Origin of the sequence: Bacteroides clarus YIT 12056 (genome assembly GCF_900129655.1) — a bacterium.
Lineage (GTDB): Bacteria > Bacteroidota > Bacteroidia > Bacteroidales > Bacteroidaceae > Bacteroides > Bacteroides clarus.
In genome coordinates, this window is the sequence record NZ_FQWK01000006.1 from 375,079 (window position 1) to 390,482 (window position 15,404).

General features: G+C 43.0%; 14 protein-coding genes. 10 read left to right on the top strand and 4 right to left on the bottom strand.

The genetic code is table 11. The features are described 5' to 3' along the window. Positions 1–55: 55 nt before the first annotated feature. The gene (locus tag BUB52_RS13155) at positions 56–688 is read left to right on the top strand and encodes a hypothetical protein (RefSeq protein ID WP_009120477.1); all 633 of its coding nucleotides are present in this window, start codon (positions 56–58) and stop codon (positions 686–688) included. 104 nt (positions 689–792) lie between these two features. Here BUB52_RS13155 and BUB52_RS13160 read toward each other — a convergent pair whose 3' ends face one another. Then, positions 793–1,866, bottom strand: a complete 1,074-nt coding sequence (locus tag BUB52_RS13160) for a sugar kinase (protein WP_009120476.1) — start codon at positions 1,864–1,866, stop codon at positions 793–795. A 163-nt stretch (positions 1,867–2,029) separates the two neighbouring features. Between BUB52_RS13160 and nhaC the strand changes: the two genes are divergently transcribed. From nhaC to BUB52_RS13175, 3 genes are all read left to right on the top strand, one after another. Beyond that, positions 2,030–3,466: a Na+/H+ antiporter NhaC gene (nhaC, locus tag BUB52_RS13165; RefSeq protein WP_009120475.1), complete on the top strand. Its 1,437-nt coding sequence runs from the start codon at positions 2,030–2,032 to the stop codon at positions 3,464–3,466. 62 nt (positions 3,467–3,528) lie between these two features. Continuing rightward, the gene (locus BUB52_RS13170) at positions 3,529–4,119 is read left to right on the top strand and encodes a DUF4251 domain-containing protein (protein WP_009120474.1); all 591 of its coding nucleotides are present in this window, start codon (positions 3,529–3,531) and stop codon (positions 4,117–4,119) included. Positions 4,120–4,206: 87 nt separating this feature from the next. Further along, complete coding sequence (locus BUB52_RS13175) at positions 4,207–4,869, top strand: response regulator transcription factor (protein WP_039950174.1); 663 nt, start codon at positions 4,207–4,209, stop codon at positions 4,867–4,869. Here the strand turns inward: BUB52_RS13175 and mnmA are convergent. Together mnmA and BUB52_RS13185 are read right to left on the bottom strand one after the other, a co-directional pair. Beyond that, entirely contained in the window at positions 4,826–5,923 is a 1,098-nt protein-coding gene (gene mnmA, locus BUB52_RS13180) for a tRNA 2-thiouridine(34) synthase MnmA (protein WP_009120472.1), read from the bottom strand. The genes BUB52_RS13175 and mnmA overlap by 44 nt on opposite strands. A gap of 74 nt (positions 5,924–5,997) precedes the next feature. Further along, complete coding sequence (locus BUB52_RS13185) at positions 5,998–7,284, bottom strand: O-acetylhomoserine aminocarboxypropyltransferase/cysteine synthase family protein (protein ID WP_039950172.1); 1,287 nt, start codon at positions 7,282–7,284, stop codon at positions 5,998–6,000. A gap of 171 nt (positions 7,285–7,455) precedes the next feature. On the opposite strand from BUB52_RS13185, the gene BUB52_RS13190 reads away from it, so the two are divergent. Both BUB52_RS13190 and BUB52_RS13195 read left to right on the top strand, forming a co-directional pair. Beyond that, positions 7,456–8,886 (top strand): S41 family peptidase, encoded by a 1,431-nt coding sequence (locus BUB52_RS13190; protein WP_009120470.1) that lies wholly within the window; start codon positions 7,456–7,458, stop codon positions 8,884–8,886. Positions 8,887–8,894: 8 nt separating this feature from the next. After that, positions 8,895–9,734, top strand: a complete 840-nt coding sequence (locus BUB52_RS13195) for a DUF4595 domain-containing protein (RefSeq protein ID WP_009120469.1) — start codon at positions 8,895–8,897, stop codon at positions 9,732–9,734. Here the strand turns inward: BUB52_RS13195 and BUB52_RS13200 are convergent, their stop codons facing one another. Continuing rightward, positions 9,735–10,553: an alpha/beta hydrolase gene (locus BUB52_RS13200; protein ID WP_009120468.1), complete on the bottom strand. Its 819-nt coding sequence runs from the start codon at positions 10,551–10,553 to the stop codon at positions 9,735–9,737. Between the two features lie 93 nt (positions 10,554–10,646). Here BUB52_RS13200 and BUB52_RS13205 point away from each other — a divergent pair, with 93 nt between their 5' ends. The 4 genes from BUB52_RS13205 to BUB52_RS13220 all read left to right on the top strand — a co-directional run bounded on the left by BUB52_RS13205 (position 10,647) and on the right by BUB52_RS13220 (position 15,242). Then, positions 10,647–11,942 (top strand): hemolysin family protein, encoded by a 1,296-nt coding sequence (locus BUB52_RS13205; RefSeq protein WP_009120467.1) that lies wholly within the window; start codon positions 10,647–10,649, stop codon positions 11,940–11,942. A gap of 42 nt (positions 11,943–11,984) precedes the next feature. Beyond that, a complete protein-coding gene (locus tag BUB52_RS13210; RefSeq protein WP_009120466.1) occupies positions 11,985–12,458 on the top strand; it encodes a copper resistance protein NlpE N-terminal domain-containing protein in 474 nt (157 codons plus the stop codon). Positions 12,459–12,677: 219 nt separating this feature from the next. Further along, the gene (locus BUB52_RS13215; protein ID WP_009120465.1) at positions 12,678–13,679 is read left to right on the top strand and encodes a uroporphyrinogen decarboxylase family protein; all 1,002 of its coding nucleotides are present in this window, start codon (positions 12,678–12,680) and stop codon (positions 13,677–13,679) included. A 330-nt stretch (positions 13,680–14,009) separates the two neighbouring features. Then, positions 14,010–15,242, top strand: coding sequence for a phage integrase SAM-like domain-containing protein (locus BUB52_RS13220; RefSeq protein WP_009120464.1), 1,233 nt, complete (start codon positions 14,010–14,012; stop codon positions 15,240–15,242). The last annotated feature ends 162 nt before the right edge of the window (positions 15,243–15,404 follow it).

The window sequence follows — 15,404 nt, forward strand, 5'->3', positions numbered from 1 at the left end:
TACATTTGTCAAAACAGGTATAATTTAATAAATATTCATCAAAATTCATCTAATCATGGACACACAAAAGAAAATCACAGTGACAGGAGTTCTCTCCGAAGGTATCGGTTTAGGTATCAAAAATGCAGTATCTATGCTGGGAGCTACTGTTCTTTGGCTGCTTACAATCTGGATTCCCTATTTAAATGTCGGTACTACTATCGCCATGGCAACCATTCCCATTGAATTGAGTAAAGGAAAAGTTATTTCTCCCCTATTCATCTTCGACGGAAAATACCGTAAATTCATGGGAGAATACTTCACATTGATAGGCTTGATGTATCTCGCCATTATTCCCGCCTTATTTTTCATGATAGTACCGGGTATCATCATATCCATAGGATGGTCACTTGCCATCTATATTTTACTGGATAAAGGCGTGGCTCCGGGCGAAGCCATGATTCAAAGCAATAAAGCTACCTATGGATACAAATGGACTATCTTCGGAGTATCATTCCTGTTGGTTCTGGTGTTCTATATCCTTCTCTGGATTATAAATGCCATTGCGAGCGGCGGATTCGCAATGCTTCTTCTGTTTATTGTCAGCATCGTCTACACCGTGGCAGCACTTGGATGCAGCGCTGTTATTTATCGTAACCTGACAGCAGAGCCCAAACCGGAAACAATGGAAACCGTAGTAGAAGTATAAACCGCTATTGAAAAACACCAAAGCCCCCTTCACCCTTAATCCCCCTGTCACAAGGGAGTACGGAATGGTGAAGGGGGACTGTCGTTTATTGAAAGTTTCTCTTTTTACCTTGATACCCGTCCCGATGTGTTGCCGCTCATCAGACTTTCCACCTCATCCACCGTTACCAGGTTGAAGTCTCCATAAACAGTGTTCTTTAGCGCGGAAGCGGCGAGGGCATATTCCAATGCCTTTTGGTCATCATCCGGATAAGTGATTAAACCGTATATCATACCTCCTACAAAGGCATCACCCGCGCCTACCCGGTCTATTTCATGTTCAATGTCATAGATGCCTGTATGCTTCAAAGCGCCGTCAGAATAAAGAACGGCAGCAAGCAAATTATGATTGGACGTGATAGAATTACGTAACTCCAGAAATATCTTTCGGCAGCGCGGAACAAGCCGGGACACTGTCTGCCCGAACTCCTCGAAAGCAGGTAAATCGGATACAAAAGAAGTATCGCCGGCATCAACGGCTTTAAAACCGACGGGCTGTATGCCGAGAATCTCCTGATATTCCGGCTCGGCACCGAAAATCACATCGCTGTATTGCACCAACGGCTGCATCACTTCGGAGGCCGTACGCCCATAATTCCAAAGTTTCCTGCGGAAATTCAAGTCGCAGGAAATAGTGAGTCCCATGCGGTCGGCTATTTCAAGAGCCTCACGGCAGGCGTCAGCTCCCTCCTGCGAAAGGGCTGCAGCGATACCCGACCAATGAAACCAGCCGGCATCGGCAAATATAGTTTCCCAATCAATCATACCCGGACGGAGCGTTGCGAAAGATGACCCTTCCCGGTCGTACACTACATTGGAGTTTCGGAAAGCCGCTCCGCATTCCAGATAATACAATCCCAAACGCTTACCGCCGAACACTATGCCGTCCGTTCCCAACCCGCCGGCACGAAGCGAAGCGATACATGCCCGTGACACTGCATTATCGGGCAGACGGGTTACAAATTCCGTAGGGATGCCGAAATGAGCCAAGGACACCGCCACATTAGCCTCGCTGCCGCCATACGTAGCAACAAATTCATTGGTCTGCGAAAAGCGGCGGAATCCGGGGGTAGTAAGCCGCAGCATAACCTCACCGAAAGTAACGACTTTCTTATCGGTGGAAAGGGATTTCTTCTTCATAAGTCTTATATATTCAAAAGCATCAATGGAAAGTCAAATATACTATCAAATTTCCAAGTAAACGCAAAGAATTAATAATATTTATTTGCAGAAAAGGGAAAAGGAAAGATATTCGGTGGTTTTGTTATACTTTTGTCACATCATATTTACAGTAACATATCGCATGAGTTCAACAAAGAAAGTACCTTCGCCTCTCGTATCCCTTCTCCCTATCCTTATCTTAATAGGAATGCTGTTCGCTACCATCCGCACTTTTGGCAGTGACGCGCTGAACGGCGGAAGTCAGGTGTCCTTACTTACTACTACGGCCGCTTGCGTATTCATAGGAGTGGCTTTTTACCGGATTCCCTGGAAGGATTATGAGATAGCCATTACCAATAACATCGCGGGGGTATCTTCCGCCATTATCATATTGCTGATTATCGGTGCGCTGAGCGGTGCATGGATGATTAGCGGTGTAGTCCCTACCCTCATCTACTACGGAATGCAGATAATACATCCGGACTTCTTCCTTGCCTCTACCTGTATTATCTGCGCACTGGTATCCATCATGACGGGGAGCTCATGGACTACCATCGCCACCATCGGCATCGCCCTGTTGGGAATAGGCAAGGCGCAAGGATTTGAGGAAGGTTGGATTGCAGGCGCCATCATTTCAGGAGCTTACTTCGGCGATAAGGTATCTCCCCTGTCGGATACTACGGTACTTGCCGCATCGGTCACAGAGACTCCGTTGTTCCGCCACATCCGCTATATGATGATTACCACCATTCCGTCACTCGTTATCACGCTGGTTATATTTACGATAATGGGATTCACATACGAAACCAGCGGTACGGAACAAATAGCCGAGTTTGCCGCATCGCTGGATGCCAAATTCCACATTACTCCATGGCTGCTGGTTGTTCCGGTGCTGACGGGAGTACTGATTGCGCGTAAAATACCCTCTATCATCACCCTGTTCTTATCCACTTTGCTGGCTGCCGCTTTTGCCATCATATTCCAATCCGAACTGCTACATGAGATTTCCGGGAATAATAATCTGTTTGAGGGAACGATGATGAGCCTATATGGCAGTACCGGCCTCCAAAGTGACAGTGCCATGTTGACAGAGTTGATTGCCACACGAGGCATGGCGGGAATGATGAATACGATATGGCTGATTCTTTGCGCCATGTGTTTTGGCGGAGCAATGACGGCAAGCGGGATGCTGGGAAGCATTACTTCCGTATTTGTCCGGTTCATGAAAAGCACCGTCAGCGTAGTGGCATCCACCGTCGGTTCGGGAATATTCCTTAATCTTGCTACGGCAGACCAATACATCAGCATTATCCTCACCGGAAACATGTTCAGCAATATATATGAGAAGAAAGGATATGAAAGCCGTTTGCTAAGCCGCACTACGGAAGACGCCGTTACCGTAACCTCGGTTCTCATTCCGTGGAACACGTGCGGAATGACGCAAGCCACCATCCTAAGCGTATCCACGCTGACCTACCTTCCTTACTGCTTTTTCAACCTTATCAGTCCGCTAATGAGTATACTTGTTGCAGCCACGGGATATAAAATAATTAAAAAAACAGTGAACAATCCCGGGTAGGCATTGTTCTTGCAATAAACTTATAACGAACAATATAATTTAAACCTAAACAAAAATTAAGTATGAAAAAGTTTATTGCATTAGCAGCATTAGTATTGGTAAGCATGGTAACAACTACCGTGTATGCACAAGAGAGTAGCGCGCAACGCCGTGCAGATCGTAAAGCCCAGAGAGACGCGGAACGCGCCCGCCTGAAAGCGGAACAACAGGCAGCCGACGCCGTTTCCTACGATGATGCCGTAACAGCGCTGAAAGCGCAAAAGTTTGTATTGGAAGCCAATCAGGTAATGTTCCGCAACGGACAAACGGCTTTCGTCACCTCCAACACGAATTTCGTATTGGTGAATCAGGGACGCGGTACGGTACAGGTGGCTTTCAACACTGTCTATCCCGGTCCTAACGGTATTGGCGGCGTAACAGTAGACGGTACCGTATCGGAAATGAAAATGTCTACCGACAAACGTGGTAACATCAATTGTAATTTCAGCATCCAGGGTATCGGCATCTCCGCGCAGATATTCCTTACGCTGACCAACGGCGGCAATAATGCAACCGTTACCATCAGCCCGAACTTCAACTCCAACACTATGACTTTAAGTGGCAACCTGTTGCCGTTGAACCAATCGAATATCTTCAAGGGACGTTCTTGGTAAAGCCTGTTACAATATATATTCTCAACTCCGCTGCAAATCACTTAAAAAGTGTACATTTGCAGCGGAGTTTTTTTATATGTATGCATCATGAGAGAATTTATCATCGCGGACAATCAAGATATAACCAAAGCAGGCATGATGTTTCTGTTGAGCAAACAGAAGGACACCGCCTTGCTGCTGGAAGCCGACAATAAAGCGGAGCTTATACAACAGTTGAGGTTACATCCCGAGGCGGTGGTAATATTGGACTATACGCTGTTTGACTTCACCGGCGCCGATGAACTGATTGTATTGCACGAACGCTTCAAGACGGCGGACTGGTTACTGTTTTCCGACGAGCTGAGCGTCAGCTTTCTGCGACAGGTTTTGTTCAGCAGCATGGCGTTCGGAGTAGTGTTGAAGGACAATTCCAGAGAAGAGATACTCACCGCACTGCAATGCGCATCACGCAAGGAACGTTTCATATGCAACCACGTCAGCAACTTATTACTATCGGGAAATAATCAGCCGGCCGCTCCCCACCCCGCTCTGCAAGACGCGCTACTGACGCCCGCCGAAAGAAGCATTCTGAAAGAGATTGCATTAGGAAAAACTACCAAAGAAATAGCAGCCGAAAGAAACCTCAGTTTCCATACCGTGAACAGCCACCGGAAGAATATCTTCAGAAAACTGAGTGTGAACAACGCGCACGAAGCTACCAAATATGCTATGAAAGCTGGCATTGTGGATTTGGTGGAGTACTATATCTGATTTCCCCGCTTCCGATACAAAGTTTGGCAGCCTCATCATATACAACGCCAAATTGCCCGGGAGCTATACCCTGTAACTTCTCCTCGGAAACAATAAGACAGCCTGTTTCATCCCGTAACAGCTTGCCTCTGATAAACTCGGGAGTATGGCGTATCTTGAACGTAACCGGAATCGCTTCTTTGACACCTTCCCACGGATTTTCCGTAATAAAATGGAAATCCTGCATACCGAACTCGTGTCCGTATTGCAATTCCGTATCATATCCGCGCGATACATAAATTACATTCTCATCCGTATCTTTACGCACCACAAACCAAGGCCCGCCGCTCAGCCCCAAACCTTTACGCTGGCCGATAGTATGAAACCAATAACCACGATGCGCACCCAATATCTTTCCCGTTTCCAGCTCAACAATCCGGCCTTCCTTTTCTCCCAAAAAACGACGGACAAAGTCATTATAATTAATCTTCCCCAAGAAACAGATTCCCTGGCTGTCCCGTCTTCGGGCGCTGGGTAGCTTGGCTTTCAGAGCAATGTCACGCACTTCCCGTTTCATCAGTCCGCCCAACGGAAACATCAGTTTGGAAACTTGCAGGTAGTCTATCTGCGCAAGAAAGTCCGTCTGGTCTTTTATCGGATCGAGGGCTGTTCCCAACCAGGTCTTTCCATTCCGCAGGACAGTAGTGGCGTAATGCCCGGTTGCCGTAAAGTCGAAATCCTTGCCGACTTGCTGTTCAAAGCAGCCGAACTTAATCAGCTTGTTGCACATCACATCCGGATTCGGAGTGAACCCGCGGCGAACTTTTTCAATAGCATAAGCGGCTACATTATCCCAGTACTCCCGATGTAAATCAACGACTTCCAGCGAAAGGCCGTAACGGCGCGCTACGGCAGAAGCCATCTCCAGGTCTTCCTCTGCCGAACAGTCCATATAATCGGCATCATCCTTCCCTATCTTTATATAAAACAGGGAAGGACGGTAGCCTTGTTCGCAAAGAAGGTGTACGACAACAGAACTGTCGACACCTCCGGATAATAAAACGGCAATATTCATATTTATACTGTATCTGAAGTTTTCATCCGATGAATAAATGGTTTCATCGGACGAAATGTTCTTTTGTTCCGAGCTTAAATTCTCTCCAACGCCTGCGACAAATCATCCAACAAATCATCTATATGCTCCGTCCCGATGGAAAGGCGTACCGTTCCCGGCTTAATACCCTGCTCCGCCAACTCCTGTTCGTTCAACTGCGAATGAGTGGTAGTAGCGGGATGTATAACAAGTGACTTTACATCTGCCACATTGGCTAATAATGAGAATATCTGCAGACTGTCAATAAACGTCTGAGCCTCTTTCTCTCCACCCTTTACCTCAAAGGTAAAGATGGAACCTGCGCCTTTGGGAAAATACTTTTGATATAGCGCGTGGTCCGGATGATTTGGCAAAGACGGATGGTTCACAGCCGCCACTTTTGGATGGTTCCTCAAGAATTCCACAACTTTCAGCGCATTCTCCACATGGCGCTCCACACGCAGAGAGAGGGTTTCCAAACCCTGCAAAAGAATAAAAGCATTGAAAGGACTGATGGCGGCGCCGGTATCGCGCAATAAAACGGCACGGATACGAACGGCGTATGCAGCCGCGCCCGCCGCGTTGACAAAACGTACGCCATGATAGCTCGGATCGGGTTCGGTCAGTTGCGGGAATTTACCGGAAGCCACCCAGTCGAACTTGCCACCATCTACAATAACACCGCCTAAAGAAGTACCATGTCCGCCTATAAACTTCGTGGCGGAATGCACCACAATATCAGCGCCATGCTCGATAGGACGAATCAAATAAGGAGTACCGAAGGTATTGTCGATAATCAAAGGGATTTTATGACGATGGGCAATCTCGGCAACGGCGTCAATATCAATGATATTGGAATTAGGATTTCCCAATGTCTCGATAAAGACGGCTTTCGTATTTTCCCGGATAGCTTTCTCGAAGTTGGACAAATCACCCGGATCAACAAAAGTGGCCGTGACACCGTAAGCCGGTAATGTATGCGCCAGCAGATTGTATGTTCCGCCATAAATGGTTTTAGCTGCCACGATATGATCACCCGCACGCGTGATATTCTCGAAAGCATAGGTTACAGCCGCCGCACCGGACGCGACCGCCAACCCGGCAACACCGCCTTCAAGGGCGGCAACACGTTGCTCAAACACTCCTTGTGTGGAATTGGTCAGCCTGCCGTAAATATTGCCAGGTTCTTGCAAGCCAAAACGGGCGGCTGCATGAGCCGAGTTACGAAACACATACGAGGTGGTTTGATAAATAGGTACGGCACGCGCATCCGTGGCCGGGTCAGGTTGTTCTTGTCCCACATGAAGCTGCAGCGTTTCAAAATGTAATTTCTTTGTTTCCATCGTCATTTGTATTTATAGGTGAAATGATTCCTCTTGGTTGAATGTTGCAAAGATAGAGGGATAAAAGCAGGCCGCCTATGACACATGATAGGGAATTTTATACCATATTTGTGGTAGATAAAAGAACTATTCGCTATTTTTGTGGGCGAAAACCAAATGATATAGAGACTGATGAAGCTAAGGAAACTGTTACTTTTCCCATTACCGGGACTCCTCGTACTGACAAGCCTGTTTTCCTGCGGGGAAGATCGCTGGAAGGAATACTATCCGCTGACAGGACGCGATCTGTGGATGGACAGCCTGATGCGGGAAGTCTACTTATGGTATGAGGACATTCCTGCTTCCAAAGGTCTGAACTATTTTCAGGGTCCGGAGGCTTTCTTAAAAAGTATCTTATCGAAGAATGATAAAGGCTTTTCCACCGTTGACACGATAATGGATACCCCTCTGCCAAGTTACGGTTTTGATTATACATTATATAAAATAGCTACCAGCGATACGACTTATAATGCACTTGTTTCGTATGTAGCAAAGAATTCACCCGCAGAGGAAGCCGGACTGAAACGTGGCAGTTGGATTATGCTTGTGGACGGCGACTCCATCACTAAAAAGACAGAAGAAAGACTGATGGATGGTGGAGCGCGAACATTGCACATCGGAAAGTATGTGATAGTAAAAGATGAAAATAACGAAGACACAGAGGGAGATACGGAAACCGAAGACGGAGACAGTGAGGATGCGGAAGATGATGAGGATGATAAGGGAGTAGGCGTCATACAGGAAATAGGAGATGTTACGCTACCGGCCGTGCGTCCGGTGACGGAAAGTCCTGTTTATGTAAATGGGGTTATAGCATTGGAAGGTACTGACTATAAAATAGCCTATTTAGCATATAACTCTTTCACTGCCGGTACTGCAGAAAGCAATGAAAAGTATAACAATGAATTACGGACTTTCTCCCAACAGTGCAAACAGCTTAACATTAATAATTTTATATTAGACCTTCGCTACAACTCCGGTGGAGAAATGGAGTGCGTGCAACTTCTCGCAGACATTCTCGTACCTGCCGATAGACTGGAAAGTCCTTTTGCTTTCCTGCAATACAATGACAAGCAAAGTTCCAAGAACCGTGACCTGATATTGGATTCCCAACTCTTGCAAGGCGGAGCCAATCTGAATCTGCCCAAAGTCTATATCATCACGAGCGGAACTACAGCCGGTGCTGCGGAAATGCTTATCAACTGCCTGAAGCCCTATATGACAATAGTCCTTATCGGACAAACAACCAAAGGAGAATATGTAGCCACGGAAACTTTCATCAATCCGGAATATCCCTGGGCATTACGTCCGGTAGTATGTGAAGTATTCAACTCCAATGGAGAAGCAAATTACAGTACAGGCTTCAAACCGGACATTTCCATCAACGAAACATCTTATTTGCAATATTATCTTCCCTTAGGCGATCCCAATGAGATATTGCTCAATACAGCCCTGGGGGTTATAGCAGGGGCCATTGAGTTACCGAAATCTCAAACGACCGAAACCGCAGTGAAGAGTTTTACTACCAAAAAGAATATTCGCAAGGGGTTGATTATTAAATAATAAAAGTAATGAAGAAAATTGTCTTTACATTATTGGTTGCGTTCACAGTACTAACAGCTTGTGAAGACAATAATGATTCCGCCAACAGTAGCAACCCTGCCATGGCTTTTTCTAAAATACAATTGTCGGAAGACAGCCCTTACGAAGCGGGAACACCTACGGTTACTACCACCCAGACCTACTCATATAGCCAAGGGAAACTGACTGACTTCACTACCGTACAAAGCTATTCCGTTCAAGGAGAACCGATGAAAATAGAAAATACGGCATCGGTGACCTATAATGAGCATCAAGCCGTAGTAACAGATAATTTTGGCAATGTGTCCACTTACCTTTTAGATGACAACGGATATGCCACCTCATGTACACGACAGGAAACAGGCACAACGCGTACCTATATTTTCTCATACTTCGTTGCTCCGGAAGGCGAATACTATTTGGAAAACATAACAGAAAATGTAAACGGCGAAATATACGCATCCATCGATATAGATTACAGCAACTATCAGGCATTGCGCATTACACAAAAAGTAGATACTTACGAGCAAGCGTATACGGCTACTACTCCGGCTACTAACGAAACCAATAATGTATCAGAAGTTCCTTGTCTGTTCTTTACCGGCTTGTATCCGCTGTCTCTACATTCTGCCGCTTTGTATGGGAAATTACTGGGAGAACCTTTCAATATTCTAATAGACCGGATTATCCCTGACGGAAATACAGCAAGTAAAGAAGTTACAAAGTATACCTATTCTTTTGATAAACGTAATATCATAACTTCCTGCAAAGAAGTTATAAACAGTTACGGCACGGATTATATCCGCACCGTACACTATGTAATTGAATAATTATCTGTTGAAGAATTTACAGAAGAACAATATGTGATAATCCAGAGAGTTATTCCAATACGTACCGGTATGACCTCCGGGACGTGTTATGAAGTCATGGTCTATTTTGTATGCCAATAGCCGTTTGTGCAATTCCTTATTTACCTCAAGAAAGAAATCGCTCTCACCGCAATCTATAATCAAAGCCAAATCCCCATTTGCCAATTTATCAACCTGATTGATTACTGTGTGACTATTCCATACCGCCTCATTCGCAGTAAGCTCCCCCAATTGTCTTTTCATTTCCCAATTATTGGGAAACGGCCGGATATCTACCCCACCGCTCATACTCCCCGCCGCGCCGAATATATCTTTATGGCGGATAGCATTCCATAACGCGCCATGTCCGCCCATACTCAAGCCACTGATAGCACGCGCCCTTTTTTCAGGAATCGTAGCATAATGCGTATCGGTATAATTCACCAATTCCGAAGAGATAAAAGTTTCATAACGATAAGCGGGGTTCTTGGGACTATCCCAATACCAACTGTTCTTCCCGTCAGGGCATACAAATATAATACCCTTTTCATCGGCTATTTGAGGCAACTCCGGCTTCAACCCGATCCATGAACGTGCATTACCGCTATATCCATGCAATAAATATATCACCGGACAGGCCTGAGGATGCTCTGCCATAGTTTTGTCCGGAAGAATATAAACCACCTTTATGTCCTTGTTCATCGAAGGGCTTTTTACGAACACTGTATCTACACGTGCAGCCTGTACACTTATCGCTACCACTTGCAGCAAGAATACCAATAGAAAATGTCTGCTTTTCATGTTAAAATGTTTAATCTTCTTAAGAGACGACAATATTAACAATAAATATTTGAAAAACGTTATCTTTGCGCACAAACTATTTGTAATCCAAACATGGAATTTATTATTATTCTATTTTTACTTATCTTGAATGGCATCTTTGCCATGTATGAAATCGCATTAGTATCTTCAAGTAAAGCACGCTTAGAGACCCTTGTAAGTAAGGGAAACAAAAGTGCAAAGGGGGTTCTGAAACAATTGGAAGAACCTGAAAAGTTTCTCTCCACCATTCAAATCGGTATTACGCTGATCGGTATCATATCGGGTGCATACGGCGGTGTGGCCATAGCCGACGATGTTGCTCCGCTATTTGCCATGATACCCGGTTTGGAATCTTATGCCAAAGACTTGGCCATGATTACCACCGTAGCTGTTATTACTTACTTGTCACTGATTATCGGAGAGTTGGTTCCCAAATCCATGGCTTTAAACAATCCGGAACGCTATGCCACTTTACTCAGTCCGTTTATGATTGTTCTTACTAAGGTGTCCTACCCGTTTGTATGCTTGCTCAGTGCCTCAACCAAACTGACAAACAAACTTATCGGCATGAAAGACGGAGAAGAACGGCAAATGACGCAAGAGGAACTGAAAATGATTTTACACCAAAGCTCAGAACAAGGTGTTATCGACAAAGACGAAACCGAAATGCTGCGTGATGTTTTCCGCTTCTCGGATAAAAGAGCCAACGACCTGATGACGCACCGACGCGATGTGATCGTATTACACCCTACAGATACACAAGAAGAGGTTCTGCGGATTATCCACGAAGAACATTTCAGCAAGTACCTGTTGGTGGAAAGCGGTAAGGACGAGATTGTAGGAGTGGTTTCCGTCAAAGATATTATTCTGATGTTGGGTGGCGAAGAGCCGTTCAATCTTCGTACAATTGCACGCCCGCCTCTGTTTATTCCTGAAAGTTTATATGCAAAAAAAGTTTTAGAGCTCTTTAAGAAGAACAAAAACAAGTTCGGAGTTGTTGTAGACGAGTATGGAAATACGGAAGGTATTATCACTTTGCACGATTTGACGGAAAGTATCTTCGGCGATATCTTGGAAGAGAACGAAACGGAAGAAGAAGATATAATCACCAGAGCAGACGGTTCCATGCTGGTAGAGGCGTCAATGAATTTGGATGACTTTATGGAAGCAATGGGAATACTGAATTATGATGATTTGAAAGAAGAGGACTTTACCACCTTAAGCGGACTTGCAATGTTCCTCATCGGACGAGTTCCCAAAGCCGGTGACATATTCAGCTATAAAAACCTGGAGTTTGAAATAGTGGATATGGATCGTGGAAGAGTAGATAAACTGCTCGTTGTTAAACGAGATGATAATGAAGAATAACGCTATTGGCGTTTCTTAATATTAACTTAAACCATTAAAGCAATGAAAAAAGTAATGATGATTGCAGCGATTGCCGCTGCATTGGTATCCTGCCAATCAAAAGGAAATCAAAACAACGATACCATGAGTGAAGGTGTCATGACTGTTGCAGCAAACGATTCCTCTGCAGTAGCCGTTTACGAAGGTATACTTCCGGCAGCCGACGGCCCGGGTATTCAGTATGTGCTGAGTGTAGACAGTATAGGTCCGGACGGTGAAAGCGGTTATACATTAGTTACGACTTACCTGGATGCGGAAGGACAAGGAAAGAATAAATCCTTCACTTCTACAGGAAAACGCCAGGTTATTCAGAAAGATGTTAATAACAATAAGAAAACTGCGTATAAGTTGACGCCCAATGACGGAGAGGCGCCCGTATATTTCGTTGTTGTAAATGACACTACTTTAAGATTGGTAAACGATAGTCTGCAAGAGGCTGTAAGCGATTTGAATTATGATATTATTCAGGTGAAATAAACAATAGTATATATTCGCTAAACATAAAGGAACTAATCTGAGAGGTTAGTTCCTTTTTTTATCCTAACAGCATTGAGACATCGGCAATAGTATTTTGGCAAAAATAAGCTATAAAATACAGTTTGATACAAAATAGAAAAGTATTGAAACGATATTGAAAGCCTCACATTACCCTTCCGGCTATCTTTGTAACATCAAACTTATAAATGAAAAACACATATGAGAAATTTATTTTTTATATTATTATGTATCACGACCTTGGTTCAAGCACAAAAGCCAACTAACAAAAGGGAAATAATGCAGCAGTTTCTTGATGGAACATTAGATAAATCCTATGTACCCAGTGCTTTCTTTATGCATTTTGGAAAAGATGCTAAAGTAGGAGAAAATGCAATTAACGCCCACCTTCGTTATTTCCTTTCAACAGGAATGGATTTTGTAAAAATTCAATTTGAGCAAGGTTATGGACGTATTCAAATTGAAAAGCCTGAAGATTGGGATAAAATCAGACCACTTCCTAATGATTTTTTTACTCCTACTTTACATATCGTGAAAGGTATTTATGATATAGCCGGAGCAAATACCATGATACTTCCGACAGTCTACTCTCCTTTCCAAATGTTGGTACAAACAGTAGGGGCAAAAACTGTAATAGCTTATGCCCAAAAAGAGCCGGAACGTATTAAACAAGCATTAGGGTATTTCACAGATGCTCTCATTGGATATGTGAAAGCGTGTAAGCAAATAGGTGTAGATGGCTTCTATACCCCAACTCAAGGCGGAGAACAAAAATTCTATGAAGTACCTAATTTTTTTGAGACATTTGTAAAGCCATACGATTTGAAAGTTATGCAAGAATGCAACACAAACACAAAACTAAATATTCTTCACATTTGCGACTATGAGGGTAGCTATGATGATTTGACTCGCTTTATTTCATATCCGGGACAAATCGTTAATGCCCCCATAGAAGTAAATGGTAAGCCATTTAGCCTCAAAGATTGCGAACGATTATTTAAACGTCCGGCGATGGGTGGACTGTATCGAAAAGGAACAATTTTAGAGGGGACGACAGAACAGGTTATAAACGAAGTTAATGCATTAAAACATGATCTAGGTGGCAAACGCTTCATTTTAGGAGCCGATTGCACAATTTTACCTAAAACACCAATGGATAACGTCAGAGCTGCAATACAATCATCACATCATACTCACGAATAATTCATAGGCTTTTTAAATTCATAGTAAGGTTAATAGGTATTATCTCATAGATGATTATTTGGATTAGATTGTTTTAGAAAAGCGAATGTCTCACAACATTCGCTTTTTATGTATCATATAGTTTCATCTAGACATACATATCCTATGATCTCTAAAAAGAAAGAAATATATCAAAGCTAAAAAACTCCGATAGTTAATTAAAATTCAATCGTTATTGCTTTTCATATAAAAAGCATTTTGCTTTCCCTACATTTTCCAACTTTGTATGCAAATTGTATGTTACTGCATACTACTTCACAAAATCATATTAACTATCAAAATTCATTAGCTATGTACAAATATTCAAAAGACGGTATATCCGTACTCACCGTATTAGACAAAAGAAAAGTAAAAAAGAGTGGATTATTTCCAATCAAAGTACAAGTCATTTATAATCGTAAGCAAAAATACTATTCTACTGGCCAAGAAGTATCTATCAGAGAGTGGGAACAGTTACCTCGCAGTAAAACCCGTAAGTTGTCATCTATACGCCATAATGTAGAAAACAGCTTTTCTCTTGTCAGGCAGCAAGTTGAAACTTTGGCATTTCGTGGTGAATTCAGCTTTGATATCTTAAATGCCAGACTCGGCAGATATTCAGGAATATCAGTTAACTCTGTGTTTCTCAAAAAAATGGAAGAACTAAAGAGCAATGGGCAGGCTAACACCTATTTCTCTTACAAAGGAACTTTGCACAAAATAGAACAATTTGCAGGCAAACAAATATCATTCCAAGAAATCAGCATAAACTGGCTTAATCGATGTGAACATTTCTGGTTATCAACAGGCAGCAGTTATTCCAGCATGAGTTTCTATTTCCGAAATTTAAAATGTATTATGAACATGGCGCGTAAAGATGGTATTATTAAAGAAAGCCAATATCCCTTCGGAAAAGGCAAGTATGAAGTACCAAGTGGCAGCGGACGAAAATTAGCTCTTACTTTAGAACAGATCAAGAAATTAATAACATATACAGACGGAACAAAAGCAACTGAAATGTATCGTGATCTATGGTTCTTCTCTTATTTATGTAATGGCATCAACTTCAGAGATATGGTTTTTCTACAGTATTCCAATATTATAAATGGAGAAATATGCTTTATACGTGCCAAAACCGCAAGAAACACTAAATATGGTAAAATCATACATGCGGTAATTACTCCAGAAATGCAAACTATTATTAATAAATGGGGAAACACCGACATCTCCCCAAATAACTACATTTTTCCTTTTGCCAAAGGAACGGAAGATCCTTTCGAAAAAGTGAAATTAATTAGAGAAATCGTCACTGAATGTAATCAAATACTTCGGAAAATAACGAATGCTACCGGTATTCCTCGAATAACAACTTATTCAGCCCGCCACTCATATGCAACAGTATTAAAACGCAGTGGTGTCAATATAGCCTATATATCTGAAAGCCTTGGACATTCAAATATTACCATTACAGAAAATTATCTTGCCAGTTTCGAAGTAGATGAAAGAAGGAAGAACTCGGCTCTCCTAACAAAATTCCTTCCATAATAGTATATGCAAATTGTATGTTCCGTTATGGAAAACAGACACATTAATGTAGATGTATCTTGAAATGTTTTTGATAGCATTTGATACAATTCTTAAATTCCGTTTATGAAAATTCCACTTTGTTTGCATTATGAAATAACACGATGTTTAACTTTAAAAATG

What these genes read in the sequence shown, in the direction of transcription:
- BUB52_RS13155 (WP_009120477.1), top strand. Translation starts at nt 56, where the DNA reads ATGGACACACAAAAGAAAATCACAGTGACAGGAGTTCTCTCCGAAGGT.
- BUB52_RS13195 (WP_009120469.1), top strand. Translation starts at nt 8,895, where the DNA reads ATGAAGAAAATTGTCTTTACATTATTGGTTGCGTTCACAGTACTAACA.
- nhaC (WP_009120475.1), top strand. Translation starts at nt 2,030, where the DNA reads ATGAGTTCAACAAAGAAAGTACCTTCGCCTCTCGTATCCCTTCTCCCT.
- BUB52_RS13185 (WP_039950172.1), bottom strand. Translation starts at nt 7,284, where the DNA reads ATGGAAACAAAGAAATTACATTTTGAAACGCTGCAGCTTCATGTGGGA.
- BUB52_RS13170 (WP_009120474.1), top strand. Translation starts at nt 3,529, where the DNA reads ATGAAAAAGTTTATTGCATTAGCAGCATTAGTATTGGTAAGCATGGTA.
- mnmA (WP_009120472.1), bottom strand. Translation starts at nt 5,923, where the DNA reads ATGAATATTGCCGTTTTATTATCCGGAGGTGTCGACAGTTCTGTTGTC.
- BUB52_RS13200 (WP_009120468.1), bottom strand. Translation starts at nt 10,553, where the DNA reads ATGAAAAGCAGACATTTTCTATTGGTATTCTTGCTGCAAGTGGTAGCG.
- BUB52_RS13220 (WP_009120464.1), top strand. Translation starts at nt 14,010, where the DNA reads ATGTACAAATATTCAAAAGACGGTATATCCGTACTCACCGTATTAGAC.
- BUB52_RS13210 (WP_009120466.1), top strand. Translation starts at nt 11,985, where the DNA reads ATGAAAAAAGTAATGATGATTGCAGCGATTGCCGCTGCATTGGTATCC.
- BUB52_RS13175 (WP_039950174.1), top strand. Translation starts at nt 4,207, where the DNA reads ATGAGAGAATTTATCATCGCGGACAATCAAGATATAACCAAAGCAGGC.
- BUB52_RS13160 (WP_009120476.1), bottom strand. Translation starts at nt 1,866, where the DNA reads ATGAAGAAGAAATCCCTTTCCACCGATAAGAAAGTCGTTACTTTCGGT.
- BUB52_RS13205 (WP_009120467.1), top strand. Translation starts at nt 10,647, where the DNA reads ATGGAATTTATTATTATTCTATTTTTACTTATCTTGAATGGCATCTTT.
- BUB52_RS13215 (WP_009120465.1), top strand. Translation starts at nt 12,678, where the DNA reads ATGAGAAATTTATTTTTTATATTATTATGTATCACGACCTTGGTTCAA.
- BUB52_RS13190 (WP_009120470.1), top strand. Translation starts at nt 7,456, where the DNA reads ATGAAGCTAAGGAAACTGTTACTTTTCCCATTACCGGGACTCCTCGTA.